Origin of the sequence: Cellulomonas fimi (assembly GCF_028527925.1) — a bacterium.
Taxonomy (GTDB): Bacteria; Actinomycetota; Actinomycetes; order Actinomycetales; family Cellulomonadaceae; genus Cellulomonas; species Cellulomonas fimi_C.
The window spans coordinates 181,941-205,852 of the sequence record NZ_JAPESW010000001.1 but is presented as its reverse complement, the minus strand read 5'-3'; the positions used below and the strand labels follow the sequence as shown (position 1 = coordinate 205,852).

The window sequence follows — 23,912 nt, the reverse complement described above, 5'->3', positions numbered from 1 at the left end:
CGGGCCCTGCGTGCCGCTCAGGCCGTCCGACGCACCGAGCGCAGCGCGAGCTGCGCCGCCACGGCCATCGTGAGGATCGAACCGAGCACCACCAGGAGCGGCGCCTGCCACCCGCCCGACGCCGCGTGCACCGCGCCGAGCACGCTCGGCCCCGCCGCGCCGCACGCGTACCCGAAGCTCTGCACGGCCGCCGACATCCGCCGCGCCGCGCGCTGCGACCCCGCCGTCTGCGCCACGACGGTGAAGATCACCGCGAAGTTGCCGCCCTGCGCGACGCCCGCGAGCGTGCACCAGACGCCCCACGCACCCGGCGCGAGCACGAGCCCGATCGGCAGCGTGACCCAGCCGAGCGCGATCGCGAGCGACACGACCCGCATCGGCACGCGCCGCGACAGCGCGAGCGGCACCGCCACGCCGCCGACCATCCCGAACAGCTGGAACAGCGCTGCGGCGCCACCCGACGCGGTCGGGTCCATGCCCGTCCCGTCGTGCAGCACGGTCGGCAGCCACGCGCTCACGGCGTAGTACCCGAACGCCTGGCCCGCGAACGAGACCGCGAGCAGCCAGGTCACGGGACGCCGCAGCGCGTCGGGCACCGCGCGACCGGCACCGACCGCCTCGGTCGACGCGTCGGCGCCCGTCCCGGTGGCCGCGCCCACGTCGTCGTCGCCCGCAGCACCCGCGGCCCGGACCTGCGGGTCCGCCCGACGCCCGTACGCCCGCCGCCACACCCCGAGCCCCAGGACCGCCAGCCCGCCCCACGACGCGAGCGCCCAGCGCCACCCGACGAGCGACGCGAGCGGCTCGGTCAGGGTCGTCGTGAGCACGCTGCCCGCGTTGAGTGCCGCGGTGTACAGACCCGTCGCGCGGGGGACCGCCGACGGGAAGTCGCGTCCGATCACCACCGGCACCGCGACGTTGCCCGCGGTGATCGCGGCCCCGATGAGCACCGTCCCGACGAGAGCGGTGCCGAACCCGTCGACCGACCGCAGGACCGTGCCGACCAGCACCGTCACGAGCGACGCCGTCACGACGCGCGTCGTGCCCTGCCGCGCGAGCAGCACCGCGACCAGCGGCGTCGCGAGTGCGAAGCACAGGACCGGCACACCGGTGAGCAGGCCGACGCCGGCCGCGGACAGGCCCAGGTCCGCCTGGACGTCGTCGACGACGGGGGCGAGCGCGGTGATCGGTGCGCGCAGGTTGAGCGCGTAGAGCAGGACCGCGGCGAGCAGGAGCCCCCGCGCGCCGTCCGCGGCAGCCCGCCGAGCCGCCGCCGTCATGCCCTCGGGGCCGGTCGGGCCGCCGTCATGCCCTCACGACGCGTCGAACGGTGCCACGACCTCGCGCAGCAGGTCCGCGAGCCGCTGCCGGTCCGCCTCGTCGAGCTCGCCCAGCAGGCCGCGCTCGACGTCCAGCAGGTCCGCGAACGCCGCGTCGACCCGCGTCCGGCCGGCCTCCGTGAGCTGCACCAGCACACCGCGGCGGTCGTCCGGCGACGGCTGCCGCTCGACGAGCCCGTGCTCGACGAGCCGGTCGATGCGGTTCGTCATCGTGCCGCTCGTCACGAGCGTCTGCGTGAGCAGCGCGCCGGGGGAGAGGCGGTAGGGAGCGCCCGCGCGGCGCAGCGCCGACAGCACGTCGAACTCCCACGTCTCCAGGTCGTGCCGCGCGAACGCCCCGCGGCGGGCGAGGTCGAGGTGGCGGGCCAGCCGGCTCACGCGCGAGAGGACGGTCAGCGGGCGCACGTCGAGGTCCGGCCGCTCGCGCTCCCACGCGAGCACGATCCGGTCGACCTCGTCCTGCGCCCCCGGGTCGTCGGGCGCCGTCCCCGGCGTCATGAGCGCGAGATTACTCGACGTCGACACAACCGGACCGGGACCCGGGCGTGTCGTCACGCGACCGGCTCGGTGTTCCGGGTGAGCTGCGGACGCCGCTCGAGGCCCGACAGGCCGTTCCACGCGAGGTTCACGAGGTGCGCGGCGACCTCGGCCTTGCGCGGGCGGCGCGCGTCGAGCCACCACTGGCCCGTCAGCGCGACCATCCCGACGAGCATCTGCGCGTAGATCGGCGCGGTCCGCGGGTCGAGGCCCTGGCCCCGGAACTGGTCGGCCAGCAGGTGCTCGACCTGCGTCGCGACGTCGCCGATCAGGCTCGAGAACGTGCCCGTCGCCTGCGCCACGGGGGAGTCCCGCACGAGGATCCGGAACCCGTCCTCGGAGGCCTCGATGTAGCTGAGCAGGGCCAGCGCGGTGCGCTCGACCAGCACCTTCGGGTGGCCGCCGCCCTCCAGGGCGCCCGTGAGCGCGCCGGTCAGGGCCTGGATCTCCCGGTCGACGACGACCGCGTAGATCCCCTCCTTGCCGCCGAAGTGCTCGTACACGACCGGCTTCGAGACCTCCGCGCGCGACGCGATCTCCTCGATGCTGGTCCCGTCGAAACCCTTCTCGGCGAACAGCCGGCGGGAGACGTCGAGCAGCTGCGCACGACGTTCGGTCCCCGTCATACGCGAGCGGGGTGCTCGCCTCGTCTCCGCAGCCACGGGGAACATCATGCCGTGCGCACGCCCCGGGACGGCCGCGGACGGTGCCCGGGTGCCTGGCAGACTGTCGCCCCGACGGCACGACGCCGGTCCGCCCTGGTGTAACGGCAGCACGCAGGCCTTTGGAGCCTCGCGGTCCAGGTTCGAATCCTGGGGGCGGAGCCGCTCGGCCGGTCCGGGAGGGGCCGTCGGGACGGCCCGGACGCGGCGGTAGAGTGCAGGTGCCCACGGTCCCGCCGCCCGGAGTGCTCCGGGCAGACCCGCGAGGAGCCCCCTCAGGTGACGTTCCCCCGCCCGGCTGCCGTCGTCGTCCTCGCCGCTGGTGAGGGCACGCGGATGCGCTCGGCAACCCCCAAGGTCCTGCACACCCTCGCCGGCCGGAGCATGCTCGGCCACGCGCTCGCCACGGCGCGCGCGCTCGACCCGGGTCGGGTCGTCGTCGTCGTCCGGCACGGCCGCGAGGCCGTCGCGGCGCACGTCGCCGAGGTCGACCCCCAGGCGCTGCTCGCCGACCAGGACGAGATCCCCGGCACCGGTCGGGCCGTCCAGGTCGCGATGACCGCGCTCGACGCCGCTGCACAGGCGCAGGCGGCAGGTGCGGACCGCCCCGGCGTCGGCGAGCCGGGCTCGGCCGCGGGCGTGCTGCTCGACGGCGCGGTCGTCGTGGTCGCGGGTGACGTCCCGCTGCTCGACGCGGGCACGCTCGGCGAGCTGCTCGCGGCGCACCACGCCGACGGCAACGCCGTCACGGTCCTCACGACCGAGGTGGACGACCCGACGGGCTACGGCCGCATCCTGCGCGAGCCCGGTACGGGCGACGTGCTCGGCATCGTCGAGCAGAAGGACGCCGACGACGAGCAGCGCGCGATCACCGAGATCAACTCGTCCATCTACGTGTTCGACGCCGCCGTGCTGCGCGGCGCGCTCGGACGCCTCGGCCGCGACAACGCCCAGGGCGAGGTCTACCTGACCGACGTGCTGGCCATCGCACGTCAGGACGGCGGCCACGTGCGCGCGCTGCGCACGGACGACCCGGTGGTCGTCGAGGGCGTCAACGACCGCGTGCAGCTCGCGCGCCTGCGTGCGGAGCTCAACCGCCGGATCCTCGAGGACTGGATGCGCGAGGGCGTGACGGTCGTCGACCCGGCGACGACGTGGGTCGACGTGGACGTCGAGCTCGAGCGCGACGTCACGCTCCTGCCCGGCACGCAGCTGCACGGCGCGACGGTCGTCCGCGAGGGCGCGACGGTCGGCCCGGACACCACGCTCACGAGCGTCGAGGTCGGCCCGCGCGCGACGGTCAGCCGCACGCACGGCGAGCTCGCCGTGATCGGCGAGGGCGCGAGCGTCGGTCCGTTCGCCTACCTGCGCCCCGGCACGGTGCTCGGCACCGACGGCAAGATCGGCACGTTCGTCGAGACGAAGAACGCGCAGATCGGCACGGGCTCCAAGGTGCCGCACCTGTCCTACGTCGGCGACGCGACGATCGGCGAGCACACGAACATCGGCGCCGCGTCGGTGACCGTCAACTACGACGGCGTCAACAAGCACCGCACGACGATCGGCTCGCACGCCCGCACGGGCGCGGACAACATGTTCGTCGCGCCGGTCACGATCGGCGACGGCGCGTACACGGGTGCGGGCAGCGTCATCCGGCGCGACGTCCCGGCGGGTGCGCTCGGCGTCTCCGCGGGCTCGCAGCGCAACATCGAGGGCTGGGTCGCGCGGGCGCGCGCCGGCACCGCGGCCGCGCAGGCCGCCGCCCGCGCCGGTGCCGGGGCCGCCGACGAGCTCTCGCCGCAGGCGCGTGCCGAGCGCGAGCGCGCCGCGCAGGCCGCGAGCGGACCCCGGCAGACGCCGCCCCCGCACCTGCCCGACCAGCCCACGCCGCTCGCCGACCCGGCCGGCTCGACCACGGAGGAGTCGGCGCGATGACCGGCATCGTCTCGAACGACGGAGAGAAGCGGCTGGTGCTCGTCTCCGGGCGCGCGCACACGGAGCTCGCGACGGACGTCGCCGAGCACCTGGGCATCGAGCTCGTGCCGACCACGGCGTACGACTTCGCCAACGGCGAGATCTACACGCGGTTCGGCGAGTCGGTGCGCGGCTCCGACGCGTTCGTCCTGCAGTCGCACGCGCGGCCGATCAACCAGTGGATCATGGAGCAGCTGCTCATGGTCGACGCGCTCAAGCGGGCGTCCGCGAAGACGATCACCGTCGTCGCGCCGTTCTACGGCTACGCCCGCCAGGACAAGAAGCACCGCGGCCGCGAGCCGATCTCGGCCCGCCTGCTGGCCGACCTGTTCAAGACGGCCGGCGCGGACCGCCTCATGAGCGTCGACCTGCACACCGCGCAGATCCAGGGCTTCTTCGACGGCCCGGTCGACCACCTGTGGGCGATGCCGACGCTGATCGACTACGTCCGCACGCGTGTCGACACGACCAACGTGACGGTCGTCTCGCCCGACGCGGGCCGCATCCGCGTCGCCGAGCAGTGGGCCGCGAAGCTCGGCGGCGGACCGCTCGCGTTCGTGCACAAGACGCGCGACATCCGCAGCGCCAACAAGTCGGTCGCCAACCGCGTCGTCGGCGAGGTCGAGGGCCGGTCGTGCGTGCTCGTCGACGACCTCATCGACACGGGCGGCACGATCGCCGGCGCGGTCCGCGTGGTGCTCGAGGCGGGGGCGAAGGACGTCATCGTCGCCGCGACCCACGGCGTCCTGTCGCCGCCCGCGGCGGAGCGGCTGCAGGAGAGCGGCGCGCGTGAGGTGATCGTCACGGACACCCTCCCCATCGAGGACGAGAACCGCTTCGAGAAGCTCACGGTCCTGTCGATCGCCCCGCTGATCGCGCGGGCGATCCGCGAGGTCTTCGACGACGGCTCGGTGACGTCGCTCTTCGACGGCAACGCCTGACCTGCACCGACGGCCCCGGACCTGCGCGCGACGCGGGTCCGGGGCCGTCGCCGTGCCCGGCGGTCCGCGGCGTCGCGGACCGTGCTGCCCGCGACCGTGACCCGGCGGTCGCCCGACCGTGGGCGGGTCGTGGGGGAGTTGGGGATGGGTGCCGCCAGCGGGTAAGATCGTCAGGTTGCCTCGGCGAGGGACGTCGGACGGTCGTACGACGTGGCCCAGGTGCGGTGCAGGTCCACCGCCCGGGTCGCACGGCCGCACCAGCTCCGTGATCGACTGGGCGCACGCCTCCGCGTGCCCGTCCTGCGCCCCGCGTCGAGGCCACCACCCACGCCGTAGTCCACGTGCCCCCGCCCCGGCGGTGGCACCGCCATCACCGTCATCCCGTCCGCGCCCGGTCGCGGACGCCTGCTCCTGGGAGTCACCGTGTCCGAGGTCAAGCTCGTCGCCACCGCCCGCACCGAGTTCGGCAAGGGCGCCGCCCGCCGCCTGCGCCGCGCCCACCAGATCCCCGCCGTCCTGTACGGGCACGGCTCGGACCCGGTCCACGTGTCCCTCCCGGGCCACGAGACGATGCTCGCGGTCAAGCACGCGAACGCGCTCTTCGAGATCGAGCTCGACGGCAAGACCACCCTCGCGCTGGCCAAGGACGTCCAGATCGAGCCGGTGCGCAACGTCATCGAGCACGTCGACCTGCTCATCGTGAAGAAGGGCGAGAAGGTCGCCGTCGAGGTGCCCGTGCACGTCGTCGGCGAGTCGGCGCCGGGCACCATCCACGTCGTCGAGACGCAGGCCGTGGCCCTCGAGGCCGAGGCGACGCACCTGCCGCAGAACGTCGAGGTCGACATCGAGGGCCTCGAGGCCGGTGCGATCGTCCACGCCGGCGACATCACGCTCCCGCAGGGCGCGACGCTCGTCACCGACGCCGAGGCGATCGTCCTCACGGTCAGCCTGCCGCAGGTGTCGGCCGACGACCTCGCCGCCGACGAGGCCGCCGCCGAGCTCGCCGCCGAGCAGTCGGCCGCCTCCGCCGCGGACGCCCCGGCCGAGGCCTGAGCCTCCAGCACCACCCGCGACGCCCGGTACCGTTCCTGCGGTGCCGGGCGTCGTCGTTCGTCCGACCTCGACGCAGGGAGCGTTCATGACCGACGGACCGTGGCTCGTCGTGGGTCTCGGCAACCCCGGGCCGCAGTACGCGGGCAACCGGCACAACGTGGGCCAGATGGTCCTCGACGAGCTCGCGCGCCGCACGGGTGCGTCGTTCGGCGGCAAGGGCGGCGGGGTGCTGTCGCGGCGGCCGCAGGCGGCCGTCGCCGAGGCGCGGCTCGGGACCCTGCCGGGCGGTGTGCCGGGTCCGCGCGTGATCCTCGCGAAGCCGACGACGTACATGAACGTGTCCGGCGGCCCGGTCGCGGCGCTCGCGAAGTACTACGACGTGCCCGTCGAGCGGGTCGTCATGGTGCACGACGAGCTCGACATCCCGTTCGCCGACGTGCGGCTCAAGCGCGGCGGCGGCGAGGGCGGGCACAACGGCCTGCGCGACACCTCGAAGGCGCTCGGGTCGAAGGAGTACGTGCGGGTGCGCGTGGGCGTGGGCCGGCCGCCGGGCCGGATGGACCCCGCCGACTTCGTGCTCCGTGACTTCGCGAAGCCTGAGCTCAAGGATCTGCCGTGGCTGGTCGACGCGGCCGCGGACGCCGTGGAGGCGGTCGTCGTCGAGGGCCTCGAGAAGGCGCAGCTGCGCTTCCACACCAAGGCCTGACCGGGCGGCGGTCGGCGACCGCCGCCGGCGCACCGTCCACTCGGACGCGACCGAGGCCGGCACCCTGTCGATCGGGTGCCGGCCTCGGTCGTCCGTGCGGCGGTCAGTCGCCGCGCGAGACGCTCACCGGGCTCCCGTCGGTCCACGTGTTGCGGGCGACGGTCAGCACCTTGGTCGTGCTCGACGGCGCGATGATCGCGCAGTTCGCGACGCGCTGGTCGCGGGTGAAGACGTTGTCCGTGATGACGACGCCCTGGAACGGGCCCTTGCCCTTCTCGGCGAAGTTGACCGTGCACCCGCCGCCGCCGGCCCAGTTCTTCGAGATCGTCACGTTCGAGACGACGCCCTGGTCCTGCGTGAACTGGATGCCGCTGTTGGTCGCGTCCTCGATGGTGTTGCCGACGATCGTGATGTTGGAGCCGGCCTGGATCTGCACCGTGTCGTCGTGGCTCGGGGTGTTGTTCTGCAGCGGGTCGTTCTCGTAGTGCAGGTTGTCGTGCAGCCAGGACGACTCGATCGTCACGTTGCCGCCGGTGAGGTGGAACACGTCGATCACGTGGTGGATGTTGCTGCGGCGCACGGTGATGTTCGAGCCGCGCACGCCGTCGATGTGCGCGGAGGGCGCCTGCGCGTAGAGCTCGCTGTCCTGGATGAGGACGCTCGCCCCGCTCGTGTTGTTCGTGACGAGCGCGCGCTGGATCGTCGTCGCGTAGCCCCGGATGATCGAGTTCTTGATCGTCACGTTGGGCGCCGCGATCTTGACGAACCCGCGGATGTCGAGCGAGTCGACGACCGCGCCGGGCGTGGTCACCGTGAGGTCGCCCTCGTGCACCGTCAGGCGCGTGCCGGCGGGGACGCCGGTGTTCGACGCGCCGGGCTTGACCGAGCCGGGCGCCGCGGTCGTCTGCGGCTTGGGCGTCGCGGTCGGCGTCGGGCTCGCGGTCGGCTTGGGGGTCGCCGTGGCGGTCGGCGTGGCCGTCGGGGTCGCGGTGGCTGTCGGAGTCGGTGTGGGCGTCGGTGTGGCCGTCGCGGTGGGCGTCGGCGTCCGCGTCGGAGGCGGCACGGTCACGCCGCCGGGGCCGACGACGTACCCCACGACCTCGGGCGTGATGCGCACGCTCGCGTCGGTCGACGTGAGCGTGATGGTGTCGCGCGCCGAGCCGCCGAGCGGGACGAGCGCCTGGTTGCGTGCGGGCGCGTCGGGCGACGCGACGAGGAAGGACGTCTCGCGGCACTCGTCGGACGCCGCGGTGCCCGGGCACGCGCTCACCGTGGTCGGGCGCCACGCGCCCTTGGCGGTCAGGCGGACCTGGACGGCGGTCGCGTTGGCGGGGACGTCCTCGAGCCGGAGCGACGTGCTCGCGCCCGACCTCACGACCGTCGCGCCGAGCGTGTCCGGCTCGTCGAGCGTCTGGAGGTTGCCGCCGGTGCTGCTGACGGACCGCGCGACGTACCAGCCGTCGACGTCGACCGCGATGGTGTGGTCGCCCTGCTGGTTGAAGAGCTGCAGCGTCCCGCCGGCGCCGAGCCGGACGACGAGCGACGCCTGCCGTGCGCGCTCCGGGATCGGGTTGAGCACCGACGTCGCGGCGCACGTCGCGGCGGTCTGGCCCTCGGGGCACACCGCGACGTAGGACGTCTCGGTGCTGGCGGTCGACGTCAGGCGCAGCGCGACGGCGGTCGCGCCCTTCGGCGCCTCGGGCACGGCGACGCTGGTCGTGCCCCGGCCGGAGACCGTGGTCTCGAGCACGCGGTGCGGGTCGACGGGCACGTAGAGCGAGTCCTCGGCGACGGACCCCTGGGAGGCGTCGACCCCGAAGCCGTGCAGGTCGGCGAACACGCGCGTGTCGGCGCTCGCCTGGATCGTGACGGTCGGCCGCGCGGCGCTCACGGGGACCGAGACCGTCGCGGACGCGGGCTCCTCGGCGGTGACGACGAGCGCCGGGGCGGCGGTGCAGGCGTCGGTCACGGCGGTGCCCGGGCAGACGGACACCCGCGTGGTCGCCGCGGTCGTGCGCGCGGCCGTGACCTGGAGGGTCGCGGACGTGGCACCCGCGGGGACCGCGGGGAGCGTGACGGTGACGGTGCCGCCGGGGGCGAGCGTCGTGCCGGACAGGACGCGGTTCGGGGCGACGGGACGGTAGACGCCGATGGGCGCGGACTCGGCGGGGGCGATGATCGCGACGACGAGGGCGACGGCGAGCGCTGCAGCGGAGGCGACCGTGGTGACGAGCCGCCGCGAGGGCGCGACGGTGCGTGGTCGCGCTGCGCGGCGGTGGGTCGGCGGGTGCTGCGTCTCGCTGTGTCGTCCTCGCACGGGCGGTCTCCGAGGGTCGGGGCCAGGTCGTCGAGCGGCGATCCGACAGGGTCCGTCACGGGTGGGAGCACCCGTGACTGGAGGGTCCTGCCGAGCCCGCGAGGAGCCCGGGCCTGCGACTTCGTCGCGTACGGGGCCCTGGCTCGCCGCGCACGCCGACTATAGGAGAAACACCCATTCGGCGGAATCACGGCTTCTCGGACACGCGTCCCGGAGGCCGTGACCTGTTCGTGACCTGCGTCGGGACCGCGGGGCAACGAATCTCGGCATGTGGGACGTCTTCACCCGCCGTTCGTGAGCCGCGACGGACGGAGCCCGCCCCGGGTGTCCGGGACGGGCTCCGTGGGCCGCGCCGGCGCGGGCCGGTCGGCCCGGCTGCCGTCGCGCGGTGGAAGGGCTGGTCAGCTGCCCTTGCGGACGGTCGCGACCACGCCGTCGGTGAAGTAGTTGTTCGAGGTGGTCACCACCGTGGTGGTCGGGGCGATGATCGCGCAGTTGTAGTTCTTCGTCGTGCGCCCGAACTTGTTGTCCTTGACGGTGATGCCCTGGAAGGGCCCCTTGCCCTTCTCGGCGAGGTTCACGGTGCAGCCGCCGCCGTCGAGCATGTTCTTGTCGATGGTGACGTTGGAGACGGTGCCCTGGTCCTGGGTGAACTGGATGCCGGTGTTGAACGCGCCCGAGATGTTGTTGCCGACGATCCGCATGTTGTTCCCCTTCTGGATCTGGATGCTGTCGTCGTGGCTCGGGGTGTTGTTCTGGGCGGGGTCGACCTCGTAGTGCAGGTTGTCGTGCAGGTAGGACGCCTCGATGGTGACGTTGTCGCCGTAGATGTGCGCCATGTCGATGACGTCGTGCAGGTTCACGCGCTGGAGCTTGAAGTTGTAGCCGCGCACGCCGTCGACCCAGGGACCGGGTGCCGAGTTGTAGAGCTCGGAGTCGATGACGGTGACGGAGGCGGTCGAGGACGCGCTCGTGACGAGGGCCGTCTGCGCGGACGTCGCACGGCCGCGGATGATCGAGTTCTTGATCGTGACGTTGGGCGCGGTGACCTTCACGAAGCCCCGCACGTCGAGGCCGTCGATCACGGTGTTGGCGGTGCTGATGGTGAGGTCGCCGTTGTGGACGGTGAGCTTGGTGCCGTTCGGGACGCCGGTGGTCGTGGCGTCGGGCACGTAGGTCCCGACGACGCCCGGCACGACGGGCGCCGGGACGGCTGCCTCGGTCGAGGTCGCGCGCACGTCGGACACGCGCACCGCGATGGGGGCGTTGGTCACGGTCGAGCCGGTGTAGCCGCTGAACGCGATGCCGCCGGGCGCCTGCAGGGCGGCGGTCGCGTCGGTCGCGGTGAGCTGCCACTCGGCGGGCTCGGTGGCGGTGGTCGACCAGAGCTTCGCCTGGAGGGTGGTGGGCGCGGTGCCGGTGACGACCAGGCGGACCTGCAGCTGCTTGCCGGTCGTGCCGAGGCCCATGAGGGTCTGCGAGGCGAGCGTCGTCACGGTCGAGCCGTTGACGCTGATGAGCGAGGCGCGGACGTTGCCGTCGGCGAGGACCTTCGCGCGCAGGCGGTAGCCCGCGGTCGCCGAGACGCTCCGGCCGGTGACGTCGGCGTCGACGGCGCCGCCGACGGGCGCCTTGTCGAGGCTCACGACCGCCCGCAGGTCGGTGTCGCTCGACTTCACGTTCGGCAGCGACGACGTGAGCTGCCAGCCGGCCTTGCGCACGGCCATCTTCGCCGTCCCGTTCGCGACGGTGTAGTCGGCGGCGTCGCCGCCGGCCGCGGCCCAGGCGCCGCCCGTGGTCGCGGTGCCCCAGCCGCCGGACACCGTGCGCCCGAACGCGTCGACGGCGACGGTCGTGGGGGTGGCGGTGGTGGCGGCGAGCGACTGCGCGCTGCTGGTGTAGTCGGCGGTGGTCGCCGAGGCCGGGAGCGCGAGGCTCACGAGGCCCACGGTGAGCGCACCGGTGAGCGTCGCGAGGGCGGCGCGGCGGACCGGTGCGGGGACGTGCAGGCGTGCGGAAGACATGCGAAGAACTCCTCGGGGTGTGAGAGTCGCTGGGGCCCTCGACCGGGTCGGGTCGTGGCCGGGGCCGGAGCCCTGGGAGAACCTGCGGGCTGCCTGGCCCGCGGTGCGCGACGCCAATCAACTTATCGGCGGAAAACCGCCGGACTTGGGCCGCGGGTCCCAACTTTATGTCACGCGTTATGTCCCGAGATGCCCGTGCGGTAACTCCGGACATTCCCTGACCTGTGCCTTCGCCGGAGAATGTCCGGATTGCCCGGGGTGACAAGTTCTCCGGGTGAGTTATGTCACACGCGCGTCGCGTATCGCCCGGGACGGCACGAACCGGACGAAATCGTTATCGAGGTCGTCCCCCGAACGGCCCAGTCGAACCTGCCGTGCACGTCCCGCCGCGCCTCGCGAGGCCGCCCGCCGGGCCTGCCCGCTCCGCCACCCGGGGGAGCCGGCGCACCCGCGGCGGACGCTTCTGCTAGCGCCGCATGGGCGGGTGAAAAGCGTCCGGCGCGCCGGACGGGACGGCCGGACGGGTGAACGCCACATCACGCGTCCGGGTGACGGACACGCGTCCCGCCCACCGGACCCCGACGCTCAGCGCCGGGCGGTCTCCTGCGCGGCGACCGAGCGGCGCAGCGCGGCGACCAGCTCGGCGGCGGACCGGTCCCACCCGAAGGCCTCGACGTGGCGGCGCGCGGCGTCGGCGTCGAACGCCAGCCGGCCCGCGAACGCGTCCGCGAGGTGCGCGGCCAGCGAGGCCGCCGCGTCGGGCGCGGCGACGTCGACGTAGGTGCACGCCGCACCGCCGGCCTCGGGGATCGCCGTCGCGTCCGACGCGAGCACCGGGGTGCCCGCGGCGAGCGCCTCGAGCACCGGGATGCCCCAGCCCTCGCCGCGGCTCGGGAAGAGGAACACCGTCGCGTGCCGGTACAACGCCCACAGGGCGTCCTGCGGCACGTCGCTCAGGTGGACGGCGCGGGGCTCGGCCGCGAGCCGCGCGAGCGTGTCCGCGTCCTCGAAGTCGTCGCGCCCGACCACGACGAGCCGTGCGTCAGGGTCGTCGACGCGCGCGAACGCGTCGAGCGCGAGCGCGAGGTTCTTGCGCGGCTCGAGGCGCCCGACCATGAGCGCGAACCGCGTCCCGTCCGGCACCGGCGCGGGCAGCGCACCGCCCGACGGCACGGTGGCCTCGACGCCGTTGTGGACGAGCAGGATGTCGTCGGCCGGCCGCCCGTACACGCGCGCGATCTGCGACCGCGAGTACTCGGACACCGTGGCGACGGTGCCGGCCCGCCGCGCCGACCACCCGACGAGCACCTTGTTGCGCCACCGGGTGCCGCGCCCGAAGAACTCGGGGTGCGTCTCGAAGAGCACGTCGTGCACGACGACGAGCTGGCGGTCCGGGTACCGCGGCGGGCTGAAGTACTGCGTGACGAGCACGTCGAGCCGGTCCTGCCGCACGGCCCGCGGCCAGAACCGCAGGTTGCGCCCGACGGGGCCGCCCGGCGGGAGCACGCGGTGCTCGACCGGGACGTCGCCCAGCAGCGACGCCGTGCGCGCCGGGTCGCCCGAGTAGACGACGAACGTCAGCTCGGGCGCGAGCAGCGGCGCGCGTCGCAGGGTCTCCAGCACCCACGTCCGCGACCCCTGGAACTTGCCGTCGAGCACGTGCGCGTCCACGCCGACCCGCGTCACGCGGCCACCTCCGTCCGGACCGGCCGCGACGCCGGGCGCACGAGCGCGCGGACCGCCCAGCCGACGCCCTCGACCGAGCCGCGGACCACCGCCCAGACCGGGCGCACGGGCCGCAGCAGCTGGCGCCGGCCGCCGCGCAGCAGCACCTGCCACGCGTAGGCGGGTGTACGCCACAGCCAGCGGCGCACGTCCCGCGCCGGCAGGTTCTTCGCCGCGAACACGAGCCGGTTGCGGCAGTTGTAGCGGTAGTACGTCGGCGACTTCGCGGCCGACCCGGCCGTCTCCTGCGTCCCGCCCACGTCGTGCACCGCGACGAGGTCGTGCCGCACCTGCAGCGTGCCGCCCGCCGCCGTCCAGCGCACCGACAGGTCGACGTCCTCCCAGTAGAGGAAGTAGTCGTCGTCGAAGCCGCCGACGCGCGCCCACTCGCCGACGTCGGCGGCCAGGCACGCGCCCGACAGCCACCCGGTCGCCAGCGGCGTCGGCGGCGCCTCGACGTTGCGCGTCCGCCCGCCCGCGACGTCGAGCGCGCCGCCCGTGAACCACGGCCGCCCGTCCGGACGCTCGACGCGGGGCGACACGAGCGTGCGCGGGGACGCCGCGACCGCGTCCGCGAGCGCGTCCAGCACATCGACCGCGACGCGGGCGTCGGGGTTCACGACGACGACGGCCGTCGCACCGAGCGCCGCAGCGCGTGCGACGCCGGTGTCGACCGCCGCACCGAACCCCGCGTTCGTGGAGTTCTCGACGAGCTCCCAGCCCTGCTCGGCGGTGACGGCGCGCACGGCGGCGCGCTCGCGCGCCCCCTTGTAGTTGTCGACGACCACCACGGTCGCCGGTCGGCGGAGGGCGGTGACGTCGACGTCGGCGAGGTTCGCGCGCAGCAGCGAGGCGGAGCCGTAGCTCACGACGACGATCCCGAGCACGGTCGAACGCTATCTTGTCGCACACCCCGCGACGGCGGCCCGGAGCGGGTGAGACCGCAGGCCGGACGGCCGCGCGACCGACCGGGGGGCACCCGGACGACGAGGAGAAGCCCTGTGACGACAGCGAGCGCGCCGCGCGCCGGCCGCACCGCGCTGCCGCGCGTCCGGCTGTACGAGACGCTGCGGACCGCCCACCTGGAGCGCGCGCACGAGCTCGCGCCCGCGTCGATCGTCTACCGGCGCCGGCGCTACGACTTCGACGACGCGCTCGCGCACGGGCTCGACCTCGTCGAGGCCGGCCCGGCCCGGGCGGCGTGGGTGCTCGCCCGCTCGGACGTCCGCGAGCTCGAGATCAACGAGCCGCTCATGGTGTCGAGCCTGCGGCGGTCCGCGCTCGCCCTCGCCGCCGTGGACGTCGCGCGGTTCGTGCGCCGCCGGCCCCGTGCGCGCGTGGTCGCCTACGCGATCGCGAACGACGACCCCTTCCGCCCGCCCGCGCGCCCCGGTCCGGCCGGGCGTGCGCGGCGCCTGCTCGACGCCCGCCTGATCGCGCACGTCGCCGGGCGTGTCGACCGCGTCGTGTTCGGCACCCCGGCCGCCGAGGAGCTGTACGCCGCGCGCGTGCCGGCCCTGCGCCGCGCGGAGCACGTGCTGCTGCCCGCGCTGCCGACGGCGTGCGCGTGCGGCGAACCCGGCGAGCCCGCCGACAAGGACCCCGACCTGGTCCTGTTCGTGGGCGCCTTCGAGGAGCGCAAGGGCGTGCGCGAGCTGCTCGCGGCCTGGCCGGCGGTCGTCGAGGCGCGTCCCGCCGCGCGGCTCACGCTCGTCGGCAAGGGGCCCTTGCTCGGCGAGGTCCGCGCCTTCGCGGTCGACCGGCCCGAGGTGACGGTCGTCGTCGACCCGCCGCGCGCCGACGTGCACGCGCACCAGCGGCGCGCCGCCGTCGCGGTGCTGCTGTCGCAGCGGACCCGCACGTGGCGCGAGCAGGTCGGCCTGCCGGTCGTCGAGGGGCTCGCGCACGGCTGCGCCGTGCTCGCCACCACCGAGACGGGGCTCGCCGCATGGCTCGCGGACCACGGGCACGCGGTCCTGGCGCCCGACGCGTCCCCGGCCGAGGTGGCGGCCGCGGTCGTCACCCTGCTCGACGCGCGGCGCCCGGCCGCGTCGGTCCTGGCCGACCTGCCGGACGTCGACGGCCGGCTCGCCGCGGACGCCTGGCTGCTCCGCCCGCGCTGACCTGGAGCGTCACCCTCCGCGGACGGAGAGCGCTGCCCGGCGCGCCCAGCACCGGGTGAACCCGATCGGGTGTGAGTCAGGGCACAGTCGGGCGCACGGGTGAAAACCGGCCTAGGCGGATGAATCAGACATACACCGCGTATTACGTTCATCCACAGTTCTCGCACGAGGGGGGTGGGTGTTCATGACGCTGACAGCCGGGCACGGGTCCGAACGGACCGAGGCGTGGCTCGAACGGCGTCGACCCGCCAAGTTCCCCCGCCGCTCGTGGGCGTCGCCCGAGCCGTTCGTGCGCCGTGCGACCGAGCACAACTCGGGGGAGGACGCGCTCGGCGCGCTCCCGTGGGTCCGCAGCGCGACCGCCTACCAGCGCGCCACGGTCGCGATCGACGCGATCGCGGCGGGCGCCGGCGTCACCGCGGCGGCCGCGCTCGGTGGGTCGGCGGTGACGTCGGCCGCGCTGCTCGGCGCGGTGGCCGCCGTCGCGCTCCCCGTCACGGTCGCGGCGATGCGCGGGTACGAGCGGCACAACATGGGTGACGGGCCCGGCGAGTTCCAGGTGCTGCTGCGCTCGTCCGTGCTGCTCGCGGCCCTCGTCATGGCCATCGCGTACCTCACGACGCTGCCCGTCCCGCGCGAGGTCGTCCTCGTCGGCGTGCCCGTCGCGGCCGCCGCCGCGTGCACCGCCCGCTACGTGCACCGCCGCTTCCTGCACGCCCGCCGCAACCGCGGGCAGGCCATGATGCGGACCGTGGTGGTCGGCGACACCGCGGCCGTCGCGGACGTGATCGACGACCTCAGCCTCGCTCCGTACCACGGCTACCTCGTCATCGGGACGTGCCTGTCGGACGTCGAGCCCGAGACCGAGATCCCCGTGCCCACGCTGGGGGCGCTCGCCGACATCCCGCAGATCGTCTCCGACTACGCCGTCTCGGTCGTCGTGGTCGCAGGCAACGCGCTGAGCGGCCAGGCGCTGCGCCGGCTCTCGTGGGCGCTGCGCCGCGCGGGCGCCGAGCTCGTCGTCGCGCCCGGGCTCGTCGAGGTCGCGCAGGAGCGCGTGAGCGTGCACCCGACCGCCGGGCTCTCCCTGCTGCGGCTCGAGATCGAGCCCCCGCGCCGGCGGCTCGTCGCGAAGGCCGTCATGGACCGGGTGCTCGGGCTCGTCGCGCTCACGCTCGTCGCGCCGGTCATCCTCGTCGGGGCCGTCGCCGTGCGGCTCACGTCGCCCGGCCGTGCCTTCTACACGCAGACGCGCGTCGGCGTCGACGGCCGCGAGTTCACGATCTGGAAGCTGCGGAGCATGTACCGCGACGCCGACCGGCGCCGCGCCGAGCTGCTCGAGCGCAGCGACCGCGACGGGCTCATGTTCAAGATGACGCGCGACCCGCGGATCACGCCCGTCGGGCGCGTCCTGCGCCGCTTCTCGCTCGACGAGCTGCCCCAGTTCTACAACGTGGTCCGCGGCGACATGTCGCTCGTCGGGCCGCGCCCGCCGCTGCGCGAGGAGGTGCTGGGCTACCACGACGCGGTGCACCAGCGGCTGCGCGTCAAGCCGGGCATCACGGGGCTGTGGCAGGTCAGCGGCCGCGCCGACCTGCCGTGGGACGAGTCGATCCGGCTCGACCTGCGCTACGTGGACAACTGGTCCGTGACGATGGACCTCATGATCCTGTGGAAGACGTTCCGTGCCGTGGTGACCGGCGCGGGCGCGTACTGACGCAGCGCCGCCCGCACCGCGGCGACCTCCCGGTCCGGTCACGGCCGGAACGGACACAGACGGACGACCCGGACGGCGGTACCCGCCGCGCCCGCGGCGCGGGATGCTCGACGTCCCACCACGGACCGGGCCCACTCCCGCGTGCGGGACGACGGAAGGACCCCCATGACGCGCTCGCAGGACGGGCCGCTGCGCATCGCCCTCATCGGCACGCGCGGCGTCCCGGCGCGCTACGGCGGCTTCGAGACCGCGGTCGACGAGGTCGGCGGCCGGCTCGCGGAGCGCGGGCACGACGTGCTCGTCTACTGCCGGACGCCCGAGCCCGCGGACCGCGTGCCCGCCTACCGGGGCATGCGGCTCGTCCACCTGCCCGCGCTGCGCCGCCGCTCGCTCGAGACGCTCAGCCACACCGCGCTCTCCGTCGGCCACCAGGTCGCCCACCGGCACGACGCGGCCGTCGTCTTCAACGCGGCGAACGCGGTCTTCCTGCCGGCGCTGCGGGCGGCGCGCATCCCCGTCGCCACGCACGTCGACGGTCTCGAGTGGCGCCGGGCCAAGTGGGGCGGCGCGGGCCGCCGCTACTACCGGGCCGCCGAGGCGCTCGCCGTGCGCTGGTCCGACGCGCTGATCGCCGACGCCGCGGGCATCGCGGACTACTACACGCACGAGTTCGGGGCGCCGACCGAGCAGATCGCGTACGGCGCGCCGCTGCTCGACGGGCTCGGCACCGACAAGCTCGCCGACGTCGGGCTCGAGGCGCGCGGGTACCACCTCGTCGTCGCACGGTTCGAGCCGGAGAACCACGTCGAGCTCGTCGTCGAGGGCTACCGCCGGTCGGGCGCACGGCGGCCGCTCGTCGTCGTGGGCTCCGCGCCCTACGCCGACGAGTACACGCGCCGCGTGCACGCCGCGGCGGACGACCGCGTGCGCTTCCTCGGGGGCGTCTGGGACCAGGACCTGCTCGACCAGCTGTACGCGCACGCGCTCACGTACCTGCACGGGCACAGCGTCGGCGGCACGAACCCGTCGCTGCTGCGCGCGATCGGCGCGGGCGCCCCGACGGTCGCCTACGACGTCTCGTTCAACCGCGAGGTGCTGCGCGACGCGGGCCGCTGGTTCGCGACCCCCGACGACGTCGCGCGGCTCGTCGAGGACGCCGAGGCCGACCCCGCAGGCGCCCTCGCGCGCGGCGCGGCCGCCCGACGGCGTGCCGAGGACTACGACTGGGACGACGTCGCCGACGGCTACGAGCGGCTGTGCCGCCGGCTGGCCGCGGGTGAATTCCGCGGACGGCGCCGGCCGTCCGGTCGCCGGCGTCCCGCGTCCGACGCGACGGCGGTACCGTCGCCTGACCCCGCACCCGTGCGCGTCCCCTCGGACACCGTCCCGGCCAGCCCGGACGGTGCCGCATGACGACCACGCCGCTGCACCAGGAGGAGCCGGTGACCACCCAGGTCTCGGAGACGTTCGGCGAGACGCTCGGTCGTCTCGGCTCGGTCCAGAAGGGCGCGCGCGGCGCTCCCGCGTACTCCCGGTTCGTGAACCGCCGCGCCGGGCGCGTGCTCGCCGCGTGGGCCTACCGCGCCGGGCTCACGCCCAACCAGGTCACCGGGATCAGCGCGGTGTGGACGTTCGCCGCGATCGGCCTGCTCGCGCTCGCGCCCGTCGCGTGGTGGACGGGCGTGCTCGTGTCCGTGCTGCTGCTCGTCGGGTACGCGTTCGACTCGGCCGACGGCCAGGTCGCGCGCCTGAGCGGCGGCGGCAGCATCGCGGGGGAGTGGCTCGACCACATCATCGACGCGGTGAAGGTGTCGAGCCTGCACCTCGCGCTGCTGATCGGGCTGTACCGCGCCGACGTCGTGCCCGACGCCTGGCTGCTCGTCCCGCTCGCGTACTCGGCCGTGTGGTCGGTGCTGTTCTTCGCGATGATCCTCAACGACCAGCTCCGCCGGCAGGCCGGCGTGACCATGCGCGCGACCGCAGGCGGCGACCGGCCGTCGGTGCTGCGCTCGCTCGTCGTCGCGCCGACCGACTACGGCGTGCTGTGCCTGTCGTTCCTGCTGTACGGCTGGACCACCGGCTTCGGGGTCGTGTACGCGCTGCTCGCGCTCGCGACCGCCGGGTACCTCGCGCTCGCGCTGCGGTCGTGGTTCGCCGAGATGCGCACGCTGCGCCGTCCCGTCGGCGAGGCCCGCGGCGGTGAGGCGTGAGCGAGGTCCCCGCGCGCCGGCCGGTCCCGCGCTGGGCGGTCGTCGCGGTCGCCGTGCTCGTCGTCCTCGTGCTGGGCGGCGTCGTGTGGGCCGCGGTCGCGCAGTCCGGCTCGGCGGACGCCGGCCCGACGTCGTCCGCCTCGCCGTCGTCCTCGCGGTCCGCGGGCGACGACCCGAGCGCCTCGGAGACGCCCGTCGAGACGCCGACGGCGCCCGCCCCGGGCGAGCCGGGCGGCGGCGCCACGGACGACCCCGATCCCGCCGCCCCCTACACGCCGGTCACCGAGCCGGCCGTCGCGCTCGACCAGCCCGCGACGTTCGCGACCGGCGTCACGGCCGAGCTCACGAAGGTCGAGTCCGTCGCCGGCGAGGCGCAGGGTCCAGGTGAGGTCGCGGGTCCCGCGGTGCGCGTGACGGTCCGCCTGACGAACGGCACGGCGGCGGCGGTCCCGCTCACGAGCGCCGTCGTCAACGCCTACGCGGGGCAGGACCTCGCGCCCGCCGAGCCGCTCAGCGCGCCGGGCGGTCAGCCGTTCGCGGGGAGCGTCCAGCCGGGCGCGACGGCGACGGGGGTGTACGTCTTCAACGTGCCCGCGGATCAGCGTGACCGTCTCCAGGTCACCGTGAGCTACGACCCGACCGTCACCACGGTGCTGTTCGAGGGGCCGGGCCCGAGCGCCTGAGCCTCCCCGTCCCGACCGCCCGAGCTGCCCGTCGGCGCGGGCCGTCGGCCTCCATCGGTGCAGGTCAGAGCCGTCGGCGTCGCCCGGACGGGTGTCCGAGTATCACCCGTCGTGACCGGGGTTTTCACCCGTCCTGTCCTGTTTTGCGCGGTTTCGCGCTCGTAGGATCGTGCGCGTTCGCCCACTCTCCGAGCGCCCCGGGGTGTCGCCATGTCTCTGCGTCCAGTCACCGACCGTCGTCCGGTCGCTCGTGCATGGGGCCTTCTCACCGCCGCGGCGACCGTCGCCGTCGGGCTGGTCGTCGGCGCCGCGCCGGCGCAGGCCGACACCGCCCCGCCGCCCGAGCTTCCGCCGACGGTGGCCGCCGACGCGCTCCCGACGGTGCAGATCAACGGCGTCGTGTGGCAGCAGGCGATGGTCGGCAACCAGGTCTACGCGGGCGGCGACTTCCAGAACGCGCGTCCGGCCGGCGCCGCTGCAGGCGTCAACACCGTCACGCGGAACAACCTCCTGCGGTTCGACGTGACGACCGGCGTGCTCGACGGCGGCTGGGCCCCCAACCCCAACGCGCAGGTGCGCGCGGTCGTGAGGTCGCCCGACGGGTCGCGCATCTACGTCGGCGGCAACTTCACGAGCATCGCGGGGACCACGCGGTACCGGATCGCGGCGTTCGACGCGGCGAGCGGCGCACTCATCACGACGTTCAACGCCGGCACCAACGGCCAGGTCCGCGCGATCGCCGCGACCAACACGACCGTGTACGCGGGCGGCATCTTCACGCAGGCGGGCAGCTCGTCGCGCACCCGCCTCGCCGCGTTCAGCGCGGCCAACGGCGCGCTGCTGCCGTGGAACCCGACGGTGGACGACGGCTCGGTGAGCGCGCTCACCGTGTCGCCCGACGGGTCGACCGTGATCGTCGGCGGCAACTTCACGTCGTTCAACGGCAGCACCGCGGCGCCCGACGGGCTGGCCCGCGTCGACTCGGTGACGGGTGCGCCGCTGCCGTTCCCGGCGACGTCGCAGATCCGCAACAGCGGCACCGCGGGGTCGATCACCGGCCTGACGGGCGACGCCGACAACATGTACGGCACCGGCTACACGTTCGGCCGCTCGGGCGGCACGCTCGAGGGCGTCTTCGCGGCCGACTGGGAGACCGGGTCGATCCGCTGGATCGCCGACTGCCACGGCGACTCGTACGCCGTGCACGCGCAGGGGCCGGTCGTCTACGCGGCGAGCCACCACCACTACTGCGGCAACGGCGGCGGCACGCCGCAGAACGACGAGTGGCTGTTCTACCGCGCGGACGCGTACACCAAGGAGCCCATGCGCAAGCTCGGCCGCGAGCACCTCGGCTACACCAACTTCGAGGGCACGAACGCGCCCGAGATGCTCAACTTCTACCCCGACCTGGACACGGGCACGTACACCGGCCAGAACCAGGGCCCGTGGGCCGTCACCGGCGACGACCGGTACATCGTCTACGGCGGTGAGTTCCTCAACGTGAACTTCCGCCGCCAGCAGGGGCTCGTGCGGTTCGCCGTCCTGAGCATCGCGCCGAACGACCAGGGTCCGCGGTTCTCGGGCGCGGACTTCACGCCCACCGCCCGCGGCATCGGGACGGGTGCCGTGCGCATCTCGTGGACCGCGAACGCGGACTTCGACAACGAGGACCTCACCTACCGCGTGCTGCGCAACGGCCAGCCCGTGTCGAACGAGGTCAAGAAGTCGGTCATCTGGAAGCGCCCCACGCAGGGGTACACGGACACCGGGCTGACACCAGGTCAGACGTACACGTACGCGGTGCGGGTCTCGGACCCGTTCGGCAACACGGTGACGAGCCCGTCCGTCCAGGTGGTCGCCGACGGCACGGGCCCCGTGAGTCCGTACGCGCAGACCGTCATGACCGACGGCGCGTCGCACTACTGGCGCCTCGGCGAGTCGGGCGGCACGAACGCGCTCGACGCGGCGGGCACGGACGACGCCACGACCGGCACCGCGCTGACCCGCGGCACGACCGGCGCGATCGCGGGCGACTCGACGACGGCCACCACGTTCGCGGGCACGACGAACAGCCGCGTCGTCGCGCCGCAGCGCGAGCAGAACATGAACGAGCTGTCCGTCGAGGCGTGGATCCGCACGACGTCGAACCAGGGCGGTTGGGTCGTCGGGTTCGGCAACTCGACGAGCCTCACCGGGACGAGCGGGACGCGCGACCGGCAGCTCTACGTCGACTCCGCGGGCCGTGTGCAGTTCGGCGCGAGCCCGGGGCAGAACCGCACCGTCCGCTCGCCGCAGGCGATCAACAACGGGCAGTGGCACCACGTCGTCGGCACCATGGACGGCCGCGGGATGGCGCTGTACGTGGACGGCGCGCTGGTCGCGTCGCGCACGGACAACCCGTCGGGCCGCAACTTCACCGGCTTCTGGCGGATCGGCGGCGACAGCCTGAGCGGCTGGCCGAACGCGCCGACGTCGAACAACTTCAACGGCGCGATCGACGAGGTCGCGGTGTACCCGTTCGCCCTCGCGCCGGGGACGATCGCGGCGCACCACACGCTCGGTGTGACGGGCGAGGCGCCGGAGCAGCCCCCGGTGGCCGCCTTCACCCCGACGGCGAACGGCCTGACGGTGAACGTCGACGGCTCCGCGTCGGCCGACCCCGACGGCACGATCGCCTCGTACGCCTGGAGCTTCGGCGACGGCGGCACGGGGACCGGCGCGACCGCGTCGCACACCTACGCGGCGGGCGGCACGTACACCGTGACGCTCACCGTGACGGACGACGACGGCCTCACCGCGCAGGTCTCGCACGACGTGACCGTCACGCCGCCGCCGCCCAACCAGCCGCCCGTGCCGGCGTTCACCGCGACGACCGCGGGTCTGACGGTGCAGGTCGACTCGGCCGGCTCGTCCGACCCGGACGGCACGATCGCGCAGCGCGCGTGGAGCTTCGGCGACGGCGGCACGGCGACAGGCGCGACCGCGTCGCACACCTACGCCGCCGACGGCACCTACACGGTGACGCTCACGGTCACGGACGACGACGGTGCGACCGCGCAGACGACCAAGGACGTCACGGTCACCACCCCGCCGGCCGACACGCCGTTCGCGGCGGACGCGTTCGCCCGGACGGTCGCGGGCGGCTGGGGCTCGGCCGACACGGGCGGCGCCTGGACGGTCGCGGGGGGCGCGGCGAACTTCTCCGTCGCGTCGGGCGTCGGCGCGATGCGCGTCACCGGTGCCGGCTTCCGGCTGTCGTCCTTCCTGCCCGTGTCGTCGGCGAGCTCCGACGTCCGGGTGGACGTCGCGCTCGACGTGGCGCCGACGGGCAGCGGCACGGATCTCGAGGTCGCGGGCCGCACGGTCGGCACGACCGACGGCTACCGGGCGCGGCTCAAGATGCTGAGCACCGGCGTGGTGCGCGCGTCCATCATCGGCGTGTCCGCGGGCACGACGGCGACCGTGGCGCAGGTGAACGTGCCGGGCATCACCTACGCGGCCGGGCAGACGCTGTCGGTGCGCTTCCAGGTGGAGGGCACGGGCACGACGAACCTGCGGCTCAAGGTCTGGCCGGCGGGGACGCCCGAGCCGACGGCGTGGACGCTCGCCGGCACGAGCACCACGGCGGCGCTGCAGGTGGCCGGTGGGGTCGGGCTGTCGGTGTACACGTCGTCGACCACGACGACGCTGCCGCTGACCGCCCGCTGGAGCCAGCTCACCGCGCGTCCGGTCACCGCCTGACGCGTCCCGCGCGGCGTCGCGTGCACCCACGCGCGGTGCGCCCAGGCCGGGCCGTCCGCGAGTCAGGCCTTGCCTGCGCGTGCAGGTGGGCGGCCTGCGGCACCGACCGGCGAAACGATTCGTCCGAATCACCCGGTTGCGCGTCCAGTTCACCCGGTT

17 protein-coding genes and 1 tRNA gene are annotated in these 23,912 nt (G+C 74.5%); 11 read left to right on the top strand and 7 right to left on the bottom strand.

Translation table 11 applies throughout. From position 1 onward, the window contains the following. Window positions 1-17: 17 nt before the first annotated feature. Genes OMK64_RS00875 through OMK64_RS00865 form a run of 3 tightly spaced genes read right to left on the bottom strand, consistent with a single transcriptional unit; the run spans window position 18 to window position 2,503 of the window. A complete protein-coding gene (locus tag OMK64_RS00875) occupies window positions 18-1,280 on the bottom strand; it encodes an MFS transporter (protein ID WP_272726063.1) in 1,263 nt (420 codons plus the stop codon). A 33-nt stretch (window positions 1,281-1,313) separates the two neighbouring features. Then, the gene (locus OMK64_RS00870; RefSeq protein WP_124344215.1) at window positions 1,314-1,838 is read right to left on the bottom strand and encodes a MarR family winged helix-turn-helix transcriptional regulator; all 525 of its coding nucleotides are present in this window, start codon (window positions 1,836-1,838) and stop codon (window positions 1,314-1,316) included. A 53-nt stretch (window positions 1,839-1,891) separates the two neighbouring features. After that, the gene (locus tag OMK64_RS00865; protein WP_272726062.1) at window positions 1,892-2,503 is read right to left on the bottom strand and encodes a TetR/AcrR family transcriptional regulator; all 612 of its coding nucleotides are present in this window, start codon (window positions 2,501-2,503) and stop codon (window positions 1,892-1,894) included. A gap of 126 nt (window positions 2,504-2,629) precedes the next feature. Here OMK64_RS00865 and OMK64_RS00860 point away from each other — a divergent pair. The 5 genes from OMK64_RS00860 to pth all read left to right on the top strand — a co-directional run bounded on the left by OMK64_RS00860 (window position 2,630) and on the right by pth (window position 7,213). After that, window positions 2,630-2,701: transfer RNA gene (locus OMK64_RS00860), tRNA-Gln, on the top strand. A 117-nt stretch (window positions 2,702-2,818) separates the two neighbouring features. After that, entirely contained in the window at window positions 2,819-4,474 is a 1,656-nt protein-coding gene (glmU, locus tag OMK64_RS00855) for a bifunctional UDP-N-acetylglucosamine diphosphorylase/glucosamine-1-phosphate N-acetyltransferase GlmU (protein WP_272726061.1), read from the top strand. After that, window positions 4,471-5,454: a ribose-phosphate diphosphokinase gene (locus OMK64_RS00850; RefSeq protein WP_272726060.1), complete on the top strand. Its 984-nt coding sequence runs from the start codon at window positions 4,471-4,473 to the stop codon at window positions 5,452-5,454. The genes glmU and OMK64_RS00850 overlap by 4 nt, the downstream gene beginning before the upstream one ends. A gap of 423 nt (window positions 5,455-5,877) precedes the next feature. Continuing rightward, complete coding sequence (locus OMK64_RS00845) at window positions 5,878-6,507, top strand: 50S ribosomal protein L25/general stress protein Ctc (protein ID WP_272726059.1); 630 nt, start codon at window positions 5,878-5,880, stop codon at window positions 6,505-6,507. An 85-nt stretch (window positions 6,508-6,592) separates the two neighbouring features. Continuing rightward, window positions 6,593-7,213, top strand: coding sequence for an aminoacyl-tRNA hydrolase (pth, locus tag OMK64_RS00840; protein ID WP_272726058.1), 621 nt, complete (start codon window positions 6,593-6,595; stop codon window positions 7,211-7,213). A gap of 103 nt (window positions 7,214-7,316) precedes the next feature. Here the strand turns inward: pth and OMK64_RS20970 are convergent, their stop codons facing one another. From OMK64_RS20970 to OMK64_RS00820, 4 genes are all read right to left on the bottom strand, one after another. Then, a complete protein-coding gene (locus OMK64_RS20970) occupies window positions 7,317-9,530 on the bottom strand; it encodes a right-handed parallel beta-helix repeat-containing protein (protein ID WP_272726057.1) in 2,214 nt (737 codons plus the stop codon). 401 nt (window positions 9,531-9,931) lie between these two features. Next, complete coding sequence (locus OMK64_RS00830) at window positions 9,932-11,554, bottom strand: right-handed parallel beta-helix repeat-containing protein (RefSeq protein ID WP_272726056.1); 1,623 nt, start codon at window positions 11,552-11,554, stop codon at window positions 9,932-9,934. Window positions 11,555-12,139: 585 nt separating this feature from the next. Then, window positions 12,140-13,240 (bottom strand): glycosyltransferase family 4 protein, encoded by a 1,101-nt coding sequence (locus OMK64_RS00825; protein ID WP_272726055.1) that lies wholly within the window; start codon window positions 13,238-13,240, stop codon window positions 12,140-12,142. Further along, window positions 13,237-14,166, bottom strand: coding sequence for a glycosyltransferase family 2 protein (locus tag OMK64_RS00820; RefSeq protein WP_272726054.1), 930 nt, complete (start codon window positions 14,164-14,166; stop codon window positions 13,237-13,239). The genes OMK64_RS00825 and OMK64_RS00820 overlap by 4 nt, the downstream gene beginning before the upstream one ends. Before the next feature lie 114 nt (window positions 14,167-14,280). Between OMK64_RS00820 and OMK64_RS00815 the strand changes: the two genes are divergently transcribed. The 6 genes from OMK64_RS00815 to OMK64_RS00790 all read left to right on the top strand — a co-directional run bounded on the left by OMK64_RS00815 (window position 14,281) and on the right by OMK64_RS00790 (window position 23,753). Then, window positions 14,281-15,402: a glycosyltransferase family 4 protein gene (locus OMK64_RS00815; RefSeq protein ID WP_272726053.1), complete on the top strand. Its 1,122-nt coding sequence runs from the start codon at window positions 14,281-14,283 to the stop codon at window positions 15,400-15,402. A 184-nt stretch (window positions 15,403-15,586) separates the two neighbouring features. Next, window positions 15,587-17,119: a sugar transferase gene (locus tag OMK64_RS00810; RefSeq protein WP_272726052.1), complete on the top strand. Its 1,533-nt coding sequence runs from the start codon at window positions 15,587-15,589 to the stop codon at window positions 17,117-17,119. A 165-nt stretch (window positions 17,120-17,284) separates the two neighbouring features. Further along, complete coding sequence (locus OMK64_RS00805) at window positions 17,285-18,532, top strand: DUF1972 domain-containing protein (protein ID WP_272726051.1); 1,248 nt, start codon at window positions 17,285-17,287, stop codon at window positions 18,530-18,532. Continuing rightward, the gene (locus OMK64_RS00800) at window positions 18,529-19,329 is read left to right on the top strand and encodes a CDP-alcohol phosphatidyltransferase family protein (protein WP_272726050.1); all 801 of its coding nucleotides are present in this window, start codon (window positions 18,529-18,531) and stop codon (window positions 19,327-19,329) included. Before OMK64_RS00805 ends, OMK64_RS00800 begins: the two co-directional genes overlap by 4 nt. Next, window positions 19,326-20,012 carry a hypothetical protein gene (locus OMK64_RS00795; protein WP_272726049.1) on the top strand — a complete coding sequence of 229 codons (687 nt, stop codon included), beginning with the start codon at window positions 19,326-19,328 and terminating at the stop codon, window positions 20,010-20,012. The genes OMK64_RS00800 and OMK64_RS00795 overlap by 4 nt, the downstream gene beginning before the upstream one ends. A gap of 210 nt (window positions 20,013-20,222) precedes the next feature. Further along, window positions 20,223-23,753, top strand: a complete 3,531-nt coding sequence (locus OMK64_RS00790; protein ID WP_272726048.1) for a PKD domain-containing protein — start codon at window positions 20,223-20,225, stop codon at window positions 23,751-23,753. Window positions 23,754-23,912: the final 159 nt, after the last annotated feature.

What these genes read in the sequence shown, in the direction of transcription:
- OMK64_RS00875 (WP_272726063.1), bottom strand. Translation starts at nt 1,280, where the DNA reads ATGACGGCGGCGGCTCGGCGGGCTGCCGCGGACGGCGCGCGGGGGCTC.
- OMK64_RS00870 (WP_124344215.1), bottom strand. Translation starts at nt 1,838, where the DNA reads ATGACGCCGGGGACGGCGCCCGACGACCCGGGGGCGCAGGACGAGGTC.
- OMK64_RS00865 (WP_272726062.1), bottom strand. Translation starts at nt 2,503, where the DNA reads ATGACGGGGACCGAACGTCGTGCGCAGCTGCTCGACGTCTCCCGCCGG.
- OMK64_RS00850 (WP_272726060.1), top strand. Translation starts at nt 4,471, where the DNA reads ATGACCGGCATCGTCTCGAACGACGGAGAGAAGCGGCTGGTGCTCGTC.
- pth (WP_272726058.1), top strand. Translation starts at nt 6,593, where the DNA reads ATGACCGACGGACCGTGGCTCGTCGTGGGTCTCGGCAACCCCGGGCCG.
- OMK64_RS00830 (WP_272726056.1), bottom strand. Translation starts at nt 11,554, where the DNA reads ATGTCTTCCGCACGCCTGCACGTCCCCGCACCGGTCCGCCGCGCCGCC.
- OMK64_RS00810 (WP_272726052.1), top strand. Translation starts at nt 15,587, where the DNA reads ATGACGCTGACAGCCGGGCACGGGTCCGAACGGACCGAGGCGTGGCTC.
- OMK64_RS00805 (WP_272726051.1), top strand. Translation starts at nt 17,285, where the DNA reads ATGACGCGCTCGCAGGACGGGCCGCTGCGCATCGCCCTCATCGGCACG.
- OMK64_RS00800 (WP_272726050.1), top strand. Translation starts at nt 18,529, where the DNA reads ATGACGACCACGCCGCTGCACCAGGAGGAGCCGGTGACCACCCAGGTC.
- OMK64_RS00790 (WP_272726048.1), top strand. Translation starts at nt 20,223, where the DNA reads ATGTCTCTGCGTCCAGTCACCGACCGTCGTCCGGTCGCTCGTGCATGG.